This window comes from Streptomyces sp. NPDC007896, assembly GCF_042959425.1.
Taxonomy (GTDB): Bacteria; Actinomycetota; Actinomycetes; order Streptomycetales; family Streptomycetaceae; genus Streptomyces.
In genome coordinates this window covers 1185691-1205934 of sequence record NZ_JBIBKX010000001.1, presented here as the reverse complement: position 1 = coordinate 1205934, position 20244 = coordinate 1185691, and the positions used below count along the sequence as shown (strand labels likewise).

Here is a 20244-nt window from a genome sequence, read left to right as displayed (position 1 = left end):
ACGACAGACGGGACCGTCATGACCTTGCGCACCGGCCACATCGGCCTGAACGTCACCGACCTCGACCGCTCGCTCGCCTTCTACCGCGACCTCCTCGGCTTCGGAGTGATCGCCGAGGGCAAGGAGGAGGAACGGCGGTACGCGTTCCTCGGCTCGCTCGCCGGAGACGGCCGCCCGGTGCTCACCCTCTGGCAGCAGGCGCAGGGGTCGTACGACCAGGCCCGCGCCGGCCTCCACCACCTCGCCCTCGAAGTGGACTCGGTCGACCGGGTCAGGGAGTACGAGACGGCCCTGCGCGACTACGGCGTCGACTTCGCGTACGAGGGCGTGGTCGCCCACCGTGAGGGTTCGGCGTCCGGCGGCATCTTCTTCCACGACCCCGACGGCACCCGCCTCGAGATCTACGCGCCGAGCGGGGTGGAAGGGGCCCCGGTGCCGTCCGCCACCGCTCCCACCTGCGGTTTCTTCTAGGAGCTATGGAGAGCGGGGCGCGTCATGACATACCACTCAGGCTCACGGGCCGTACAGGAACGGGTGGGAGTGCGCGAGGCCGCCGACCATGTGGGGCGGTCCGTCGGACAGGGCATCCGTCCCGTGGCCGCCGCCTTCCTCGAACTCCAGCCGATGCTGGTGCTGGGCGCGGCCGATCCGGCCGGCGGAGCGGTGTGGGCCTCGCTGCTCACCGGCGAGCCCGGGTTCGTGCGGGCGACGGGTGCCCGGCAGATCTCGGTCACGGGCGGTGGCCTGCGCGAGGGCGACCCACTGGCGCCGGCGCTCGCCACCCCGGGCACCTCCGTCGGCACGATCGCGCTGGACCCGCGCACCCGCCGCCGTATGCGACTCAACGGACGGGCCCGACCGACCCCCCGCGGCTTCGCCGTCGAGGCCGACCAGGTCTTCTCCAACTGCCCGAAGTACCTGCAGAAGAGGGAGTCGTACGAGAAGGTCGAGCGCCCGCCCGGCACGCCCCGCCGGTCCGCCGGACTCTCCTCCGGGCAGCGGCGGTTCGTCGAGTGTGCCGACACCTTCTTCCTGGCCACCGTCCACGCGCACGGCGCCGACGCCAGCCACCGGGGCGGCAACCCCGGTTTCGTCCACGTCACTTCACCGAACGAACTGCACTGGCGCGACTACCCCGGCAACTCCATGTTCCTGACCCTCGGCAACCTGGAGACGGACCCGAGGGCGGGGCTGCTCTTCCTGGACTGGGAGTCGGGGACGGTGCTGCAACTGACGGGCACGGCACGCACGGAGTACGCGGCCGACGGGGAGCGCACGGTCGGCTTCACCGCCACCGAGGTCGTGCAGACGCCTGCCGCCAGCCCGATCCGCTGGTCGCCGCCGGAGTACTCACCGGCCAACCCGTCCCAGCCGTAGGCGACGTGCCATGCCCCCGTGCCGTAACGTCTGGGCATGCCGAAGCAGTTGAGGGTGGCGGCCTACGCCGTATGCGTGCGGGACGGGCGGATGCTGCTGGCCCGCTGGGTCGCGGGTGACGGAAGCAGGCGGTGGACCCTGCCCGGCGGCGGCATGGACCACGGCGAGGACCCCTACGACACCGTCATCCGCGAGGCCGAGGAGGAGACGGGCTACGCGGTCGAGCCTCTCGCGCTGCTCGGCGTCGACTCCGTACTGCGTTCGCACCCGCGCCGGCTCGGCTCGCCCAACGACTTCCACGCCCTACGGATCGTCTACGAGGCCCGCGTCACCGGCGGCGAACTGCGCCACGAGACGAACGGCTCCACCGACATGGCGGCCTGGCACCCGCTCGACGAGGTGCCCGCCCTCGACCGGGTCGCACTGGTCGACGTGGCGCTGCGGCTGTGGCGGGAACGACCGCCCCTGGGCCGCGTCGGCTCCGAAGAGGCGGGGAAGTAGCCGCGGGGGAGCAGCGACCGGGAACTGGTCCCCTACCCCGGAAAATGAACACGGAGTGACCGTGTCCCGGCCGTTCGGAGAGGGGTCGTGGGCGCGCAGGGTGCTCCAAGATCCACGTACGGTGATCGGCGCCGGCAGTTGCCGCCTCGTTAACGTCCAGGTCACCCGCGATGCGAACGATCCAGTGTGAGCGGGGAGTTGCCGCAACGAACCCCCCGCGACCACTGCCGACGCGTTCGCACTCGGGGAGACCGCGCCATGTCGCGCATACGCTCTGTCGCCACTTCCGCCGCCATGAACCGCCGTACCCTGCTCGCCGCCACCGGGGCGGTGACCCTCTCCGCGGGCATCGGCTACGCCCTGCGGCCCGACTCCGAGGCGCACGCCGCCACCACCGGCACCGGCGAGTCGGCCGTCGCCGTGTCACTCCCCCACTCTCGGCTTCGCTCGAGCGGGGGGACCCCCATGGCGCCCGCCGCCCCCCTCGCTCCCTACGAGCGCGGCACCACCCTGGAGAGCGTGGCCGCGCCGCGCTCCGGCTCGGGCGGCTACCGGCGGCTCGGTGACGGCCCCGCCTGGAAGCGGGTCGTACGCGGCGACCTGGCCGCGGCCAAGTCGGGCCGGGCCGACCGGCGCACCGCGCTCGCCGCGTTCGTGCAGTTCACCGACCTGCACCTGATCGACGTCCAGCACCCGCTGCGGCTCGAGTACCTGCGTACCGGCGCCGCGAACGCCTGGCGTCCGCACGAGTCGCTGACCGTGGCGGGCGCCGTCTCGCTCGTCGAGCGGGTCAACGCGCTGCGGGGCGCCCCCGTCACCGGCTCCCCGCTGCACTTCGTCATGACCACCGGGGACAACACGGACAACAACTCCAAGACGGAGCTGGACTGGTTCCTGAAGGTCATGAGCGGTGGCCGGATCAGCCCCAACAGCGGCGACCCGCGCCACTACGAGGGCGTTCAGAACAGCGGCCTCAAGCTGTACTGGCAGCCGGACGCGGCCCTGCGCGACGCCGACAAGCAGCGCGGCTTCCCGCACCTGCACGGCTTCCTCGCGGCCGCCATCCGTGAGCTGCGCAGCCCCGGCCTCGGCCTGCCCTGGTACTCCACCGTCGGCAACCACGACGCGCTGCCGCTGGGCTGCTACCGGCACGGCGACTCCTTCCTTGCCGAGTTCGCCGTCGGCGGCAAGAAGCTGATGACGCTGCCCGCCTCGGCGAGCGTCGCCCTGCGCGCCGCCATCAAGAACGACAAGGACCCCAAGGGCACCCAGCTCAGGGATCTCCTCAAGGCGCACGCGCGGCAGCTGCGCTCGGTCACCCCGGACGAGTCGCGCGCCCCCTTCACGCCCGCCGAGTACCTCAAGGCGCACCTCGACCCCGCGCACACCGGCCCCGGCCCGATCGGCCACGGCTACTCACAGGCCAACCTCGCCGCGGGCACCCAGTACTACGCCTTCCGCATCTCCGACGACATCATCGGGATCAGCATCGACACCACCGACCCGGGCGGCCACTACATGGGCTCCATCGGGACGACCCAGCTGCGCTGGCTGGACAAGACGCTGAGCGACAACAAGGACTCGTACGCCATCGTCTTCAGCCACCACACCAGCAAGTCGATGACCAACCGCCGCACCGACCCCGCGCACCCGAGCGACAAGCGCCACGGGGGCGAGGACGTGGTCGCCACGCTCGCCAAGCACCGCAACGTGCTGGCCTGGGTGAACGGCCACACCCACAAGAACGAGATCATCGCGCACTCCGCGCCGAACCACGGCTCCTTCTGGGAGATCAACACCGCCTCCCACGTCGACTTCCCGCACCTCGCCCGCATCATCGAGGTCGTCGACAACAAGGACGGCACGCTCTCCCTCTTCACCACCCTCATCGAGTCCGCGGCACCGCACCGTACGGACTTCTCCGACCTCAGCCAGACCGGGCTCGCGGCCCTCTACCGCGAGCTCGCCTTCAACTCCCCGGGCCGCAGCACCGAGCTGGCCGGCGCCTCGCGGGACCGCAACACGGAGCTCGTACTGAAGAAGGCCTGAGGAAGCCCGAAGAACGGCCGAAATCCACTCAACTGGCGTACAGGCGGGCAACCTTCACACCGGCCCGCCGAGTCCCTCCCCCCGACCGGGTTCACCGCTGAAGGGGGAACGGCATGTCAGTGCGTACGGGACTGGTGGCGGCGACGGCGGTGGCGCTTGCGGCCGCTCTGGCGGGGCCCGCGGTGGCGGCTCCCGCCGGGGCCGGTCACCACGGTGCGACCCGCGCCGCCATGGACGCCGCGGTGCAGGACGGAGTGCCGGGCGTGACGGCGACGGCGCGGGACACCGACGGCACGTGGTCGGCCACGGCGGGCGTGGGTGACGTGCGGACGCGCACGCCCCGCGGTACGGCCGACCACTACCGCGTGGGCAGCATCACGAAGACGTTCGTGTCGACGGTGCTGTTGCAGCTGGAGGCGGAGCGGCGGCTGTCGCTGGACGACAAGGTGGAGAAGTGGCTCCCGGGCGTGGTCCGGGGTCATGGCCACGACGGACGCCGGATCACCGTCCGCCAGCTCCTCAACCACACCAGCGGCATCTTCAACTACACGGCGGACGAGGACTTCGCCCGCACGTACTTCCTGAAGGACGGCTTCCTCGAACACCGCTACGACACGAAGACGCCCGAGCAGCTCGTGGCGATCGCGATGACCCACCAACCGCTCTTCGTGCCGGGTACGTCCTGGAGTTACTCCAACACCAACTACGTGCTGGCCGGCATGGTGATCGAGAAGGTCACCGGCCACTCCTACGCCACGGAGATCCGCCGCCGCGTCATCGAACCGCTCGGCCTGCGCGCCACGTCCGTCCCCGGCACCAGGACGACGCTCCCACGGCCCAGCAGCCACGCGTACTCGAAACTGGCCCGGACGACGACGGGCCCGACGTACGACGTCACGCGGCTCAACCCCTCCCTGGCCTCCTCGGCCGGGGAGATGATCTCCGACTCCGCCGACCTGAACCGCTTCTACGCGGCCCTGCTGGGCGGCCGGCTCCTTCCGCCGCAGCAGCTGAAGGAGATGAAGACCACGGTGAAGGCCGACGAGATCCCGGGCGCCCGCTACGGCCTGGGTCTCATCGACCGCAAGCTCGACTGCGGGGTCCATGTGTGGGGCCACGACGGCGGCATCCACGGCTCGACGTCCTCCGCCGTGACGACGGCGGACGGCCGCCACTCCCTGGCCTTCAACTTCAACGGGGACTGGTCGGGGGACAGCGATGCGGTGATCGAGGGGGAGTTCTGCGGCAAGTAGGCCCCTGAACCACCTCCTTGACGCAAGTCCGAGCCCGAGGTTCCCCCGGGCGCCCGCACGAGGAGGGGCCGCCGGATCTCCGGCGGCCCCTCCTCTCCCCTCCTGGTACCGCCCCGGTCCGTCACTACCGGGGCAGGACCACGACATACGCCGCCGGATCCCGGTCGTTCGCCGCCATCAGCGCGGTGCGGACCACCGCCGCCTGCTGCTCCATCGCCTCGCGCAGCTTCCGCGGGGTGATGTGGACGACCGTGATGCCCAGCCGCTCCAGGTGCTCGCGCTTGCGGGCGTACTCCGACCAGAGGGCGTCGTCGTCATGGCCGTGGCCTTGCCGGTGTTCCTGCCAGGGCGCCCGGGTGTCCAGCTCCATGGCCACCGCCTGCTCGGGCCAGTACGCGTCGAGGCCGCCCAGGTGGGGCCCGCCCGGCAGGTGCAGGTCGACGTTCCAGACCGGGTCGGGCAGGCCGTACTCCCGCACCATCCGGTAGAGGCGGTCCTCCGCGATCGCCCGGCCCTCCGCCAGCAGCGAGTCCACCGCGTCCACCACGTGCGGCCGGCTCAGCAGCCGGGCCTGCGTCAACTCACCTACCACCGAGGCCGGTTCGCAGTGCCCGGCGCGCACCGCCTCCGTCAGCAGCCGCCGTACCGCGCCCGCGTCCGACAGCTCCGCCACCGCGTCGGCGAGGGCGCGCGGCACGGGGGCGACCGGGACACCCGTGAGGTACGAGGGGGCGGGCAGCGAAGGCGTACGGACGATGTGGGCGCAGCCGTGCGAGCGCAGCCGGCGCAGCCGGGGGACCAGGACGTCGATCTTGTCGAGGGAGGTCAGCGGGGGCGACGAGGTGAATCCGTGCAGGGTCAGCGCCGCCAGGCCCGTGATCAGCGCGTCCGCGTACGGTCGCGGGGCGTGCGGTTCCTCGGCGCCCGGCTGGACGGGGATGCCCGGCGCCGGCTCGCGTGCGGGGGTGCGACCCGCGAACAGCAGGACGGCGTGCAGGCGTTCCTCGGAGGTGGGCGGCCCCGGGTGGAGGAGGAAGACGCCGGGGAGGATCTGCTGCCAGGGGCCGCCCGGCCGGCACTGCTCGTTCGTGTCGGCGGCCGTGACGCCGTGGGTGCGCAGCTGGGCGGCGGTCAGGACCCGCCGCTGCGTGTGGGACAGGTGGCGGAGGGGGTGGGGGGGGAGTGGGGTGTTGTGGTTCATGACCGGGGGTTTCCCGCGCCCGCTCCGTCCCCTAACCGCTGTTACACGCCTGTCGACAAATCCGGACAAGCTCGCCCTAAAGTACGGGCGTTCGACTGCCGAAAGACGCTGGTCCGGATCGGGGTTACGGGGCCCGGTGCGCGGGTTCGGTAACGGGGCCCCGGGCGGCCGCATGGGCGACCCGGGGCCCCGTCACTTCCCGGCCGTTGCCGCTACGACCCCGCCGCCGTGTCGCACGCCTGTCCCCGCAGGGTGCGCGCCAGGTCGTCCCGCGCCTCCAGGACCAGACGGCGCAGGGCCGGTGCCGCGTCCTCGTGGGCGGTGAGCCAGGCGTCCGTCGCGTCCAGGGTCTCCTGGGAGTCCCGCAGGGACGGGAACAGGCCCTTGACGACGTCCATGCCGATCTGGATGGACCGCTCGGCCCAGACGCGTTCGATGGCCGCGAAGTACTTCGCGGCGTAGGGGGCCAGCAGTTCCCGCTGGGAGGGCTGCGCGAAGCCCGCGATGGTCGCCTCGACCAGCGCGTTGGACAGCGCGTCCGACTCGACGACCTGCGCCCAGGCCTGGGCCTTGACCGCCGCCGAGGGGCGGGCGGCGAGGCAGCGGACCTGGTGGCGCTTGCCGGAGGCCGTGTCGTCGCGGGCCAGTTCGGCCGCGAGGAGGGACTCGTCGGCGACGCCGTGCGCCGCCAGCGGTTCCAGCAACGCCCAGCGCAGCTCCTGGTCGACGTCCAGGCCGTCGACCTTGGCGGTCCCCTCGATGAGGTGCAGCAGCAGCTGCAGATCGGCCTGCTCGGAGGCGACCGTCGCGAAGAAACGGGCCCAGGTCAGCTGGTGCTGGCTGCCGGGCTCGGCGAGCCGCAGTTCCTTCAGGGCGCCCTGGGCGAGGAGCCGGCCGCCCTCCGCACGCCAGTCGGGGGCCGCGTAGTGGACGAGCGCGGAGTGCGCCCAGGCGTGCAGCATCTGCAGGACGCCGATGTCGGACTCGCGGCCCGCGAAGCTCAGCACCAGTCCCACGAAGTCCCGGGCCGGCATCAGCGCGTCCCGGGTGAGGTTCCACAGCGCCGACCAGCACAGCGCGCGGGCGAGCGGGTCGGTGATGTCGCCGAGCCTCTCGCGCAGCGTGGCCAGCGAGTTCTCGTCGAAGCGGATCTTGCAGTACGTGAGGTCGTCGTCGTTGACGAGGACCAGCTCGGGGGCGTCCGCGCCGACCAGCTCCTCGACCACCGTGCGGGGGCCGACGACGTCGACCTCGGCGCGCGCGTACCGCACCAGGGACCCATCGGCGCCCTCACGCCGGTACAGGCCCACCGCGACGCGGTGCGGGCGCAGTTCGGGATGCGACTCGGGGGCCTCCTGGAGCACGGCCAGCTCCGTGATGCGGCCCTCGGCGCTCAGGATCACCTGCGGGGTGAGGGAGTTCACCCCGGCCGTCTGGAGCCACGCCCGCGACCAGGTGGCCAGATCGCGCCCGCTGGTCTCCTCCAGCGCCGACAGCAGATCGCCGAGGCGCGTGTTGCCGTACGCGTTCCGCTTGAAGTAGCGGCGCGCGCCCTCCAGGAACGCGTCCTGGCCGACGTACGCGACGAGCTGCTTGAGCACGCTCGCCCCCTTCGCGTACGTGATCCCGTCGAAGTTGAGCTTGGCGTCCTGCAGGTCGCGGATGTCGGCCGTGATGGGGTGGGTGGAGGGCAGCTGGTCGGCACGGTACGCCCAGGCCTTGCGGCGGTTGGCGAAGGTGATCCAGCCGTTCTCGAAGCGGGTCGCCCCGACCAGCGCGAACGCGCCCATGAAGTCGGCGAAGGACTCCTTGAGCCACAGGTCGTCCCACCACTCCATGGTGACGAGGTCGCCGAACCACATGTGCGCCATCTCGTGCAGGATGACGTTGGCCCGGCCCTCGTACGACGCCTGGGTCACCTTGCCGCGGAAGATGAACTCCTCGCGGAAGGTGACGAGCCCCGGGTTCTCCATCGCGCCGAGGTTGTACTCGGGCACGAACGCCTGGTCGTACTTCCCGAACGGGTAGGGGAAGTCGAAGTGGTCGTGGAAGAAGTCGAGCCCCTGCTTGGTCACCAGGAACACGTCGTCGGAGTCGAAGTGGGGCGCCAGACCCTTGCGGCACATCGCGCCGAGCGGGATCTCCAGCGTCGTACCGTCCTCGAAGGTGCGCGCGTAGCTGTCCGTGACGTAGTGGTACGGGCCCGCCACGAACGCGGTGATGTACGTGGAGATCGGCTTGGTCTCGGCGAACTTCCACACACCGTCGACGAGTTCACCGACGCCGTTGCTCCAGACCGTCCACCCCTCCGGGGCCCGCACCTCGAAACGGAAGGGGGCCTTGAGGTCCGGCTGCTCGAAGTTCGCGAAGACGCGCCGGGAGTCGGCGGGCTCGTACTGGGTGTAGAGGTAGACCTCGCCGTCCTCGGGGTCGACGAAGCGGTGCATGCCCTCGCCGGTGCGGGAGTAGGCACACTGCGCGTCGACGACCAGCTCGTTGTCGGCCTGGAGGTCCTCCAGCCGGATGCGGGAGCCGTCGAAGACCTCGCCGGGGTCCAGGTCCTTGCCGTTGAGCGACACGGCCGTGACGCTCGGTGCGAGCAGATCGGCGAAGCTCGCGGCGCCGGGCTCCGCGCAGCGGAAGCGGATCGTGGTCACCGAGCGGAACGTACGCGGCTCGGCCTCGATGTCGCCCAGGGCGGAGCGCAGGTCGAGGGAGACCTCGTACCCGTCCACGGACAGCAGCGCTGCCCGCTCCTGGGCCTCGTCGCGGGTCAGATTGTCACCGGGCACGGGCGGCACTCCCTCGGGGTGTCACGGAATGGATATGGATACTGCGGAACGGATGTCCGGCATCCGGCGGTGGACACGGCTGGACAGGAGCGATCCTGCCATGTGCCCCTGACGCGGGACAGCCGGGAACGAGGCGGGACACCCGGGAATGAGGCGAGCGGCCTCCGGTGTTGCTGCGGGAAACACCGCTTTCCGAGGAGAACCATGCCCGAGACCGCCTCCACCAAGACCCCCGTCGACTTCTGGTTCGACCCGCTGTGCCCCTGGGCCTGGATGACCTCGCGCTGGGTGCTGGAAGTGGAGAAGGTCCGGGACATCGAGGTCCGCTGGCACATCATGAGCCTCGCGGTCCTCAACGAGGACAAGCTGGACCAGCTGCCCGAGGAATACCGGGACATGCTCGCCACCAAGGCCTGGAAGCCGATCCGGGTGGTCACCGCCGCCTGGCAGAAGCACGGCGAGGACGTCCTCGGCCCGCTCTACACCGCGCTCGGCACGCGCATCCACAACCAGGGCGAGGGCGCGACCATCGAGGCGATCGCGGGCGCGCTCGAGGACGTCGGCCTCCCGGCCTCCCTGCTCGACTACGCCGACCAGGAGGACTTCGAGTTCGACGCCGAGCTGCGCGCCTCCCACAAGGAGGGCATCGAGAAGGTCGGCCAGGAGGTCGGCACCCCGGTGATCGCGCTCCCCGGCGACGACGGCGAGCAGATCGCCTTCTTCGGCCCGGTCGTCACGCCCACCCCGAAGGGCGAGGCCGCGGCCAGGCTGTGGGACGGCACGCTGCTGGTCGCCTCGACCCCCGGCTTCTACGAGATCAAGCGCACCCGCACGAAGGGCCCGGACTTCAGCAACCTGTAAGGGCCACCAGGAGTCATTGCGGCTCGGGCATCTTCTGGGGCGGGTCGAACGGCTTGACCCTCGATGCCGTGCGGATGTTGCGGCAGTCGAAGTCGGTGCGGCCGCAGATCCAGTAGTCGTCCACATACGCGTTCGGCTTCTGGAGGTTCGCCAGCTTGCGGATGATGTCCCGCTCCCGGTCGTCCCGGGGCTGGCGGTGCGGCTGGTAGGACCCACACGTGTAGCAGGGGTACGTCATTTCCCTCGGCATCCCGCAACGATGCCCCGGAAGCCCGCATACCGTAAGGCCCCGTGAGGCTCCTTTTCGCTCCTCACGGGGCCTTCGGGGTCCTGCCGAAAAGACCCGGACGGCGGGCTTCCGCCGGAGCGCACACGTGAGCGCGCCCCGACCGGAATACTGGCGGGTCATGAGTACGACGAGCATGACCCACAGCGCCGTGAGTCCCGCAGCTTCAGTGAGCACGACCCTGCTGCTCGCCCGGCACGGCCGGACCGTCTGGCATGCCGAGAACCGCTACGCCGGAGTGAGTGACGTCCCCCTCGCCGACGAGGGGCACGCCCAGGCCGAGGCGCTCGGCCGCTGGGCCGCCGCGCACCCCGTGGACGCCGTCTGGACGTCGACCCTCTCGCGCGCCGTCGCCACGGCCGAGCCCGCCTGCCGCGCCCTGGGTCTCACCGCGCACCGCGAACCCGCCCTGCGCGAATGCGACTTCGGGGTGGTGGAGGGCCGCACCCTCGCCGAGTTCGAGGCCGAGAACCCCGCCCGGGCGAAGGCGTTCCGGGTCGACCCGGTGTCGTACCCCTTCCCGGAGGCGGAGGACCCGCGCACCGCGGCGGCCCGCGGGGCGGCCGTCCTGCGCCGGATCGCGGCCGCGCACCACGGCGAACGCGTCCTGGTCGTCGCCCACAACACCCTGCTCCGGCTGGTGCTGTGCTCGTTGCTGTCCATCCCGCTGGGCGAGTACCGCAGGGTCCTCCCGCGGCTGCGCAACGCCGCGATCACCGAACTCCGTATGACGGACGGTGCCGCCGCGCTGCTGTCGCTCAACGTGCCCTGCGCCTGACGCGAGCCGTGCGCACAGGAGGGCCCCCGCGAGTCACGTCCTCGCGGGGGCCCTCCGTTTCTCCGCCTGCCACGTGAAAGGTGAGAAGACGATCACGAGCAGGACGTTTCATACCCGCCTCAGGGGGTCGGCAGCAAGACGTTCGCGCGGGACCTGGCCGCCGCGTATCGCCTGGCCACGTCCTGCCAGTCGACGACCTGCCACATCGCGTCGATGAAGTCGACCTTCTGGTTGCGGTACTGGAGGTAGAAGGCGTGCTCCCAGGCGTCGAACACCAGGATCGGCACCGAGCCCTGCCCCACGTTGCCCTGGTGGTCGTAGATCTGCTCGACGACGAGGCGACCGCTGAGCGGCTCGTAGGCGAGGACGCCCCAGCCGGAGCCCTGGGTGGTCGCGGAGGCCTTCGTCAGCTGCGCCTTGAATCCGGCGAAGGAGCCGAACGACTCGGTGATCGCGTCCGCGAGCTCACCCACACCGTCCACGGCGAGGGGCTCACCGCCGCCGTTCCCGCTCATGTTCGTCCAGTAGATGCTGTGCAGGATGTGGCCGGAGAGATGGAAGGCCAGGTTCTTCTCCAGCCCGTTGACCGCTCCCCACGACTCCTTGTCACGCGCCTGCGCGAGCTGCTCCAGCGTGTCGTTGGCCCCCTTCACATACGCCGCGTGGTGCTTGTCGTGGTGCAGCTCGATGATCTCCGGGCTGATCACGGGTGCGAGTGCGGCGTAGTCGTACGGCAGCTCAGGGAGTGTGTAGACGGGCATGACGAAGTCCCCTCCGGCCTCGTAAGACCTTATTGCACATAGCTTGCAAGTGCACGCTAGCAACAAAAAGGCCCTCGTGTGGGTCGCACGAGGGCCTTTCGGGGGAGCGGGAACGGTCAGCGGGCCGCGCGGGCCCGCTGCCATACGTATCCGACGGCCGCCAGGAGCAGCGTCATGCCGCCCGTCGAGTACAGCTGCACCCGGGTGTCCGGCTGCCGGGCCATCAGGACGAAGATCGCGGCCATGCCGGCCAGTGCCACCCAGGTCAGCGCCGGGAACAGCCACATCCGCACGACCAGCTTCTCCGGTGCCTCGCGCTCCACCCGGCGCCGCAGCAGCAGCTGCGAGACCGCGATGAAGATCCACACGACCAGGATCACCGCGCCGATCATGTTCAGCAGCCAGGGGAAGACGTCGTCCGGCCGCCAGTAGCTCAGCAGCACGCACACGAAGCCGAAGACGCAGGAGACGAGCACCGCGACGCGCGGGACCCCGGCCGAGACCCTGCCGAGGGCCTTCGGCCCCTGGCCGCGCTCCACCAGCGAGTAGGCGATGCGCGAGGAGCCGTAGATGTTGGCGTTCATCGCCGAGAGCAGCGCGACGAACACGACCACGTCCATCAGCCGGCCGGCGCCCGGGATGCCCAGGTGGTCGAGGGCGGCGACGTACGGGCCCTTCTCGACGACCTCCTTCGAGTCCCAGGGGACCAGCGTGACGATGACCGCCATGGAGCCGATGTAGAAGAGCGCGATGCGCCACATCGCCGTACGGACGGCACGCGCGACGCCCTGGACCGGATTCCGCGACTCGGCCGCCGCGATGGTGACCGTCTCCAGACCGCCGTACGCGAAGACCGACGCGAGCAGACCGACGACCAGCCCCTCGCTGCCGTGCGGGAGGAAGCCGCCCCGGCCGGTGAGGTTCGAGGTGCCGGGGGAGTCCGTGCCGGGGAGCACGCCCGCGACGGCCAGCACACCCAGCACCAGGAACAGGCTGATCGCGCCGACCTTCAGCGCGGCGAACCAGAACTCGAACTCGCCGAAGTTCTTCACGGCGGCGAGGTTCGCGACACAGAAGACCACCATGAACAGGGCGACCCAGGCCCACTCGGGCGTACCCGGCAGCCAGCCGGTGACGATCTTCGCCGCCCCGATCCCTTCGAGCCCCACGGCCGTGCAGAGCAGCACCCAGAAGGACCACCCCGCGGTGAAGCCCGCCCACGGTCCGATCGCCCGCTCGGCGTGCGCCGAGAACGAGCCCGAGGACGGATACGCGGCAGACATCTCGCCGAGCATCCGCATCACCAGCATGACCAGCAGACCGGAGACCGCGTACGCGATCACGATCGACGGTCCGGCGGCGGCGATCCCCGCGCCGGACCCGACGAAGAGACCGGCGCCGATCACGCCACCGAGGGCGATCATCGACAGATGGCGCTGCTTGAGGCCGTGGGACAGCGGGGCGTGTGCGTCGGGAGCGGTGGGTGGGGTGTCGAGGGTGGTGCGGGACATGAGAGCGGGTGGTCCCTTACGTGCGAGTGGGCAAAAACGCCCACAGTCTGGGCAGCCTCTCCGCTCAGGGGGAGAGGCTGCCCACTATGCGGACACCCGCGGTACGGAGCGTGAGATTTCCTTTACTCGGCCACGGACGTGCGGTGCGTGCTACTCGGCCACGGACGTGTAGTGCGAGGCGTCGCCCTCGATCGAGTAGCTCTCCTTGCCCTCGATGCCGACCGGCACGTCACCGGCGACGGTCACCCGGTGCAGGCGGCGCGGCCGGCCGTCGTAGTTGTCGATCGCGTAGTGCTGGGTGATCCGGTTGTCGAACAGGACCAGCTGGTTCGGGGACCAGCGCCAGCGCAGGATGTTCTCCGGCCGGGTGACGTACGACTGGAACAGGTCGAGCAGCTTGCGGGACTCGCCCACCGACAGCCCGACGATCCGCTGCGCGAACCCGCCGATGAACAGCCCTCGCTCGCCGGTCAGCGGATGGACCCGGACGACGGGATGGGCGGTACGGAACTTGATGGACGTGAACTGGGCGCGCTGGGCGGCCTGTTCCTCGTCGATCTGCTCGTCCGGCACCGCGTAGTCGTAGTCGTTGGTGTGCTCGGCCCACAGGGTGTCGGCGAGCGCGCGCAGCGGGACGGGCAGGTCCCGGTAGGCGGCCGCCGAACTGGAGATCAGGGTCTCGCCGCCGTACGGCGGGATGGTGATGCTGCGCAGGGTGCTGGCCTGGGGCGGGTTGAGGACGAAGGTCACGTCGGTGTGCCAGTGGTTGGCGCGCCCGCGCTCGCTGTCGACGGGGAGCACGTTCGGGACGCCGTCGACGGCGGCCACCGTCGGGTGGGCGGTGGTGAGGTCGCCGAAGTGGCGGGCGAAGGCCTGCTGGCCCTCGTCGTCGAGGTGCACGTCGTCGAAGACCAGGGCCTTGTGGACGTTGAGGGCCTCGCGGATCGCGGTGACCTGTTCCTCGTCGAGCGGCTTGGAGATGTCTACGCCGGAGACCCGGGCGCCTGTGTTCGCGGTGACCTTGCTGATCTCGATGGACATACGGGGTCCTTTCAGACGAGAGCGGGCTGGAGGTACTGGTTGGCGGGGCGGGGGAGGCCGTAGCGCTCCCGGAGGGTCCGGCGCGGTCCGTACTCCGTGCGGAGCAGGCCGCGGGCGCGCAGGATCGGGACGACGTGGTCGACGAACAGACCGAGGCCGGAGGGAAGCACGGCGGGCATGATGTTGAAGCCGTCGGCGGCGCCGCGCGTGAACCACTCCTCGATCGCGTCGGCGACCTGCTCCGGCGTACCGGCGAAGGTGAGGTGCCCGCGTCCGCCGCCGAGCCGCCCGATCAGCTGCCGTACGGTGAGCCGTTCGCGGCGGGCGAGTTCGACGACGAGGGTGTAGCGGCTCTTGGCGCCCTCGATGACGTCCTCGGGAGGCAGGTCCGCGGGGAGCTGGGCGTCCAACTCCAGTGTTCCGGATTCCAGTTGCAGAAGGTGCTCCAGACGGTCCACGCCGTGCGTGTACACGATGTGGTCCTCCAGGACCTGCTCGCTGGCCCGCGCCTCGGCCTCCGTCGAGCCGAGCACCGGGACGATGCCGGGCAGTACCTTGATGTGCTCGGGGTCCCGACCGGCCGCCGCCGTACGGGACTTGAGGTCCGTGTAGAAGGCCTGGGCGTCGGCGAGGGTCTGCTGCGCGGTGAACACCGCCTCCGCGTAGCGCGCCGCGAACGTCTTGCCGTCCTCGCTCGACCCCGCCTGCACGAGCAGCGGGTAACCCTGCGGCGAACGGGGCACGTTGAGGGCGCCCTCGACCCGGAAGTACGTCCCCTGGTGGCGCGGCGGGTGGATCTTGGCGTCGTCGCCCCATACGCCGGCCGCCTTGTCGGCGACGATCGCGTCGTCCTCCCAGCTGTCCCAGAGCTTGAGCGAGACGTCCAGGAACTCGGCGGCGCGTGCGTACCGGTCGGCGTGCGCGGGCTCGGCGTCGAGGCCGAAGTTGCGGGCGGCCTCCGCGCCCGCCGTGGTGACGATGTTCCAGCCCGCTCGGCCGCCGCTGATGATGTCGAGAGAGGCGAACTTGCGGGCGAGGTTGTACGGGGAGTTGTAGGACGTGGACGCCGTGGCGATCAGGCCGATGTGCTCGGTGGCCGTCGCCAGCGCGGTGAGCAGGGTGAGCGGTTCCAGGGCACCGGCGGGCCGTTGCGCGAGGTTGCTCCACAACTGGGGTCCGTCGGCCAGGAAGAGGGAGTCGAAGGTGCCGCGTTCGGCGATCCGGGCCAGTTCGACGTAGTGGGCGAGTTCGACGTGGGCGTACGGGTCGCTCTCCGGCAGCCGCCACGACGCCTCGTGATGGCCGGTGTTCATCAGGAAGGCGTTGAGGTGGAGTCGGCGGGTCATGCGTGGTCCTCCGTCACACCGAGGGCGGCAAGGAGGCGCTCCCGGTATTCACTCAGTACCGGCTCCCGGTAGGAGCGCGGGTGGGGGCGGTCGATGGTCAGGTCGAGACCGATCCGGCCCTGGTCGAGCACGAGCACCCGGTCGGCGAGGACGATCGCCTCGTCCACGTCGTGGGTGACCAGGAGCACCGAGGGGCGGTGGCGCTCCCACAGCTCCCTGAGCAGCACGTGCATCCGGATCCGGGTGAGCGCGTCCAGCGCGCCGAACGGTTCGTCGGCGAGGAGGAGTTCGGGCTCGCGGACCAGAGAGCGGGCCAGGGCGGCGCGCTGGGCCTCGCCGCCGGACAGCTCGTTCGGCCAGGCGCGTTCGCGGCCTTTCAGACCCACCTCGGCGAGGGCTTCGCGGCCCTTGTCGGCCGCTTCCTTGCCGTTCGTGCCGAGCAGCACGTTGTCGAGGACCCGCCGCCAGGGCAGCAGCCGGGAGTCCTGGAAGACGACCGACACCCGCTCCGGGGCGGTGAGCCGGCCGCTTCCGACGACCTCGTGGTCCAGGCCCGCGATGGCCCGCAGCAGCGTGCTCTTGCCGGAGCCGCTGTGCCCGAGCAGGGCCGTGAACTGTCCGGCGGGCAGGTCGAGGTCGATGTCGTCGAGGACCTTACGGCCGTCGAACGACCGTGTAAGACCCCGGAGCTGGACGGCGGGCGCGGTGGTCAGCTGCTGAGCGTGCGGCGCCATGACAGCACCCTCCGTTCGACGAGACGGACCGCGCTGTCGGAGACCAGGCCGAAGACGCCGTAGATCAGCAGGCCGACCAGGATGACGTCCGACTGGCCGTAGTTCTGGGCCTGGAACATCATGTAGCCGAGGCCGCTGGTGGCGTTGATCTGCTCCAGGACCACCAGGCTCAGCCAGGAGCCGGTCACCCCGAGGCGCAGCCCCACGAAGAAGCCGGGCAACGCGCCGGGGATGACGATCTGGCGGACGAACTGGAGCCTCGACAGGCCCTGGACCTCGGCGAGTTCGACGTAGCGGTGGTCGATGCCGGACAGCGCGGCGTGCAGGTTGAGGTAGATCGGGATGTAGACGACGATCGCGATGATGGCGATCTTGAAGGTCTCGCCGATGCCCAGCCAGAGGATGAACAGCGGGATGAGGCCCAGGGTCGGGATCGCCCGGTTGAGCTGCACGGTCCCGTCGATCAGCGCCTCGCCGATCCGGCTGAGCCCGGCCGCCAGCGCGAGGACCACGCCGGCGGTCAGGCCCAGCGCGAAGCCGTATCCCGCGCGTTCCAGGGAGGTGCGGACGTCGGTGGGGAGCGTGCCGTCGGTCCACAGGTGACCGGCGGTCTTCAGGACCGTCCAGGGCGCCGGGATCGCGCCCGGGTCCAGCTGTCCGGCGGCGGAGGCGGCCGCCCACAGGGCGAGGAAGAGGGCGGGGCCGATGAGCCGGGAGGCGGGCAGACGCTTGCCGGGAGCGAGGCCGCGGCGCCTCCTGCGCCGTACGGCAGGCGGGTCCTCGGCGGCGGTCACCGGCACGGCGGTCGAGGTCGTGGTGGTCGTCATGGCCGTCACTTCCGGTACTCCGCCGGGACGGCCTTCGCCGCGATGCCCTCGAAGCGCCGGTCGAAGAGCGAGCCGACCTTGAACGCCTTCACGAAGCCGCCCTCGGCCAGCAGATCGGCGGTCTCCTGCTCCCACTTCACCGCCTCGTCCCAACTCGGCGGGAACAGCGGCTTGTTGGCGAGCTCGGTGATGGACCGGGCCTGTGCGAGCGTGAGGTTCTGCGTCTTGACGTAGAACTCCTCGTTCCAGGCGTCCGGGTGTTCGTAGGCCCACACCTGCCCCTGCGCCCAGCGCGGGATGTACGCGGCGACGGCCGCCGCCTTCGCCGGGTCGGCCAGCACGGAGGTGGGCGCCCACAGCAGGTTGAGCAGGTCGACCACGTCGGTGGTGATCGCGCGGGCGCCCTTCGACTCGTACTGCTTGAGGTACGCCGGCGCCTGGCTGTTGGCGAGCGGGGCGATGTCGACCTGGCCCGACTGCAGGGCCGTGAAGAACTGGTTGCTGGTCAGCGGGACCAGCTTCACCTCGTCGTACGCGAGCCCGGCCTCCTTCAACGCCCGCAGCAGGACGACGCCTTGGGCCTGGCCCTGGGAGAACGCCAGCTTCTTGCCCTTGAAGTCCGCGACGGTGTGGATGTCGCTGCCTGGCTTGGTCGCGAAGAGGTAGTTGGGCTTGCGGGTGATGTTGATCGCGACGATCTTGGCGTCGTAGCCCTGGTAGTGCGCCTGGATCGGCGGGATGCCCGCGTTGTTGGCGACGTCCAGGGACTTGGCCCGGAAGGCGTTGATGACATCGGGCCCGGCGCCGATGTTCACCCAGCTGGAGACGGTGAACGGCAGATCGGTGAGGCCCGCGAGCTTGAACTGGAGCTGCTGGAGGTTCTGATACGAGGCGATCTTGAGGCTCGTACCCGAGGGGACCTTGGCGGACAGCGGGGCGGACAGGGACCCCTTGGACTTGCTGTCGGCGGCACTGGCCCCCGCGCAACCGCTCAGACCGGCCGCGGCGGCCACGCCGAGCAGGGAGGACAGGAACAGCCGCCGGTCGACACCGGGCGCGAAAGGGGACGACGAAGGAGACAGTCGTGGCATGGGAGGACTCCGGGGATCCAAGTGGCGGAAATACGCGCGGAATTCCGGGCAGGCGGAATTCAACAAGGGAGGGAGGTGAAAGAAGCGAAATACGCGCGCATGGGGAAGCGGGAGGCGCGCGCCGAAGGCGCGGCGGAAGAAACCGGGTGATCGTCGACGCGTCGACGCGTCAGCAGGTCACCACATCAGCAGGCCGACACATCAGCAGGCCGGCACACCGGCAGGTCAAGGCATCGACGCGGCAGTGACCCGGCGTCAGCAACAACGCGTGCGTGCGACCCGCATAAGGTCGACGACGCGGCACTTGGTCAGCGGAACCTGCACCCGCGAGCTGCTCATGAGGAGGATGCTCCTGTCCTCGTACGACCGCTGTCAACATTCCGAGTTTCTGAATTAATTCGTCCCCGGTGACAGGCTCAGCGGATCCCGGTACACCACGTCGAGTGCCACGGATCCACCCGCCACCGCGAGCACGGATTCCGGGAAACTGGTCGGCAGGACCGAAGCAGCCCGGTCCGCCCCCACCTCCGCGCGCAGCGCCCCGAGGCAGTCCTCCCGATACACGGTCCCGACCTCCGCGACGACGACCGTGTCCGGGTTGAGCACGTCCAGCAGCAGCCGGGCCGCCCGCCCGACCGTCCGCGCCCGCTCCAGCAGCAGACGTACGGCGACGGGATCGCCGTCGGCCGCGGCGCCGACCACATGCATCGGGTCGGCGACGGTGATGACGCCCGCCTCCCGCGCCCGCCGGCACAGCGTCCGCTCGCTCAACTCGGCCTGAAGGCAGCCGGTCCGGCCGCAGTCGCACCGCTCCGAGCCGCCCGGCAACGGCAGATGGGCGATCGCCCCGGCCTGGGAGCGGGGACCGTGGTGCACCTCGTCGTGGGTGGCGAAGGCGGCGTCCACCACGTTGCCGACGAACAGGTGCAGCACGCTGCGGCTGCCGCGCGCCCGCCCGAACAGCCGCTCCGCGTTGACCAACGCCCGTGCGTGCCCGTCCACGTGGACCGGCAGCCCGGTCTGCGCGCCGAGCGCGTCCCGGACGTCGACGTCACGCCAGCCGAGCAGTGCGTGCTCCACGATCGTCCCGGAGTCGCGGTCCACCCAGCCGCCGGCCGCGACACCGATGCCGAGGGGGGTGCGGCCGGGGTGGTCGGTGAGCAGGGCGGCCAGCCCTGCGGCGGCGTTCGCGAGTATGCGGCCGGGCTCCGTGCCGCCGTCGTGGGCGAGCCGTCGCTCCATGACGACCCGGCCGCGCAGATCGAGCAGGGCGACGGTGGTGTACGGCACGGCCACGTGGACTCCGCCGACCACGAACCGGGAGTCGTCCAGGTGGACGGGGACGTGGGGACGTCCGACGCCGTTCGACTGCCGGGGCGCCGGAGCCTCCCGGATCAGGCCGAGCGCGGTGAACCGGGCGCAGTAGTCGGTCACCGAGGCGGGGGAGAGGCCGGTCAGTCGGGCGACGGTGCTGCGCGCGACCGGGCCGTGTTCCAGGACGGAGCGCAGGATGACGCTGGCGCTGGTGCGGCGGCGGTCGCCGACGGCGGCGCGGTGGGGTGTCGTGGGCGGGGCGGGGGCCAGGGAGGTACGAGGCATGGCGCTTCCTAGGGAGCGTGTCCGAAACGGTCGCGTCTCGGCGAGCCGGATGCGCTCCGCCCGCCCTACCCGGGGCGACAGGTGGCGGTGCCCTGGCGTCGCAGGTCGACATAGCGACGCGACGCGAAGTTCTCGGCCTGGGCAACCATGCCCTGAAGGGTAGGTCTTACCCCCGATTCCGGCCAGGGCCCCCATCCCTCGTCCCCACCGGGGGTGCGCCGCCGGCTCCCCGCATC

Annotated in this window: 18 protein-coding genes; 7 read left to right on the top strand and 11 right to left on the bottom strand. The window is 70.9% G+C overall.

Annotated features, from left to right (window positions below):
- Positions 1–18: 18 nt before the first annotated feature.
- The 5 genes from ACFZDJ_RS05445 (at position 19) to ACFZDJ_RS05425 (ending at position 5180) form a co-directional block, all read left to right on the top strand.
- Positions 19–471 carry a VOC family protein gene (locus ACFZDJ_RS05445; RefSeq protein ID WP_391056248.1) on the top strand — a complete coding sequence of 151 codons (453 nt, stop codon included), beginning with the start codon at positions 19–21 and terminating at the stop codon, positions 469–471.
- 24 nt (positions 472–495) lie between these two features.
- Entirely contained in the window at positions 496–1377 is an 882-nt protein-coding gene (locus ACFZDJ_RS05440) for a pyridoxamine 5'-phosphate oxidase family protein (RefSeq protein WP_391056246.1), read from the top strand.
- Between the two features lie 36 nt (positions 1378–1413).
- The gene (locus tag ACFZDJ_RS05435; RefSeq protein WP_390927274.1) at positions 1414–1878 is read left to right on the top strand and encodes an NUDIX domain-containing protein; all 465 of its coding nucleotides are present in this window, start codon (positions 1414–1416) and stop codon (positions 1876–1878) included.
- A gap of 258 nt (positions 1879–2136) precedes the next feature.
- The gene (locus ACFZDJ_RS05430) at positions 2137–3927 is read left to right on the top strand and encodes a TIGR03767 family metallophosphoesterase (RefSeq protein WP_390927276.1); all 1791 of its coding nucleotides are present in this window, start codon (positions 2137–2139) and stop codon (positions 3925–3927) included.
- Between the two features lie 113 nt (positions 3928–4040).
- Complete coding sequence (locus ACFZDJ_RS05425; protein WP_391056243.1) at positions 4041–5180, top strand: serine hydrolase; 1140 nt, start codon at positions 4041–4043, stop codon at positions 5178–5180.
- A 124-nt stretch (positions 5181–5304) separates the two neighbouring features.
- Here ACFZDJ_RS05425 and ACFZDJ_RS05420 read toward each other — a convergent pair whose 3' ends face one another.
- A complete protein-coding gene (locus ACFZDJ_RS05420; RefSeq protein WP_391056241.1) occupies positions 5305–6381 on the bottom strand; it encodes a hypothetical protein in 1077 nt (358 codons plus the stop codon).
- 212 nt (positions 6382–6593) lie between these two features.
- A complete protein-coding gene (pepN, locus tag ACFZDJ_RS05415; RefSeq protein WP_391056238.1) occupies positions 6594–9173 on the bottom strand; it encodes an aminopeptidase N in 2580 nt (859 codons plus the stop codon).
- A gap of 204 nt (positions 9174–9377) precedes the next feature.
- Between pepN and ACFZDJ_RS05410 the strand changes: the two genes are divergently transcribed.
- Positions 9378–10034, top strand: coding sequence for a DsbA family protein (locus tag ACFZDJ_RS05410; RefSeq protein WP_168491556.1), 657 nt, complete (start codon positions 9378–9380; stop codon positions 10032–10034).
- 13 nt (positions 10035–10047) lie between these two features.
- Here ACFZDJ_RS05410 and ACFZDJ_RS05405 read toward each other — a convergent pair whose 3' ends face one another.
- The gene (locus ACFZDJ_RS05405; RefSeq protein WP_390927286.1) at positions 10048–10284 is read right to left on the bottom strand and encodes a hypothetical protein; all 237 of its coding nucleotides are present in this window, start codon (positions 10282–10284) and stop codon (positions 10048–10050) included.
- A gap of 205 nt (positions 10285–10489) precedes the next feature.
- Between ACFZDJ_RS05405 and ACFZDJ_RS05400 the strand changes: the two genes are divergently transcribed.
- Positions 10490–11098: a histidine phosphatase family protein gene (locus ACFZDJ_RS05400; protein ID WP_101408129.1), complete on the top strand. Its 609-nt coding sequence runs from the start codon at positions 10490–10492 to the stop codon at positions 11096–11098.
- A 119-nt stretch (positions 11099–11217) separates the two neighbouring features.
- Here the strand turns inward: ACFZDJ_RS05400 and ACFZDJ_RS05395 are convergent, their stop codons facing one another.
- From ACFZDJ_RS05395 to ACFZDJ_RS05360, 8 genes are all read right to left on the bottom strand, one after another.
- Positions 11218–11859, bottom strand: coding sequence for a superoxide dismutase (locus ACFZDJ_RS05395; RefSeq protein ID WP_384905690.1), 642 nt, complete (start codon positions 11857–11859; stop codon positions 11218–11220).
- 116 nt (positions 11860–11975) lie between these two features.
- The gene (locus ACFZDJ_RS05390) at positions 11976–13370 is read right to left on the bottom strand and encodes an amino acid permease (RefSeq protein WP_391056234.1); all 1395 of its coding nucleotides are present in this window, start codon (positions 13368–13370) and stop codon (positions 11976–11978) included.
- Between the two features lie 150 nt (positions 13371–13520).
- On the bottom strand, positions 13521–14411 hold the full coding sequence (locus ACFZDJ_RS05385) for a TauD/TfdA family dioxygenase (RefSeq protein ID WP_391056231.1): 891 nt from the start codon (positions 14409–14411) through the stop codon (positions 13521–13523).
- An 11-nt stretch (positions 14412–14422) separates the two neighbouring features.
- Complete coding sequence (locus ACFZDJ_RS05380; protein WP_391056228.1) at positions 14423–15757, bottom strand: NtaA/DmoA family FMN-dependent monooxygenase; 1335 nt, start codon at positions 15755–15757, stop codon at positions 14423–14425.
- The gene (locus ACFZDJ_RS05375; protein ID WP_390927296.1) at positions 15754–16491 is read right to left on the bottom strand and encodes an ATP-binding cassette domain-containing protein; all 738 of its coding nucleotides are present in this window, start codon (positions 16489–16491) and stop codon (positions 15754–15756) included. Before ACFZDJ_RS05375 ends, ACFZDJ_RS05380 begins: the two co-directional genes overlap by 4 nt.
- Entirely contained in the window at positions 16467–17318 is an 852-nt protein-coding gene (locus tag ACFZDJ_RS05370; protein ID WP_385372772.1) for an ABC transporter permease, read from the bottom strand. Before ACFZDJ_RS05370 ends, ACFZDJ_RS05375 begins: the two co-directional genes overlap by 25 nt.
- A gap of 5 nt (positions 17319–17323) precedes the next feature.
- Positions 17324–18409: an ABC transporter substrate-binding protein gene (locus ACFZDJ_RS05365; RefSeq protein WP_390927300.1), complete on the bottom strand. Its 1086-nt coding sequence runs from the start codon at positions 18407–18409 to the stop codon at positions 17324–17326.
- Between the two features lie 393 nt (positions 18410–18802).
- On the bottom strand, positions 18803–20008 hold the full coding sequence (locus tag ACFZDJ_RS05360) for an ROK family protein (RefSeq protein WP_390927302.1): 1206 nt from the start codon (positions 20006–20008) through the stop codon (positions 18803–18805).
- Positions 20009–20244: the final 236 nt, after the last annotated feature.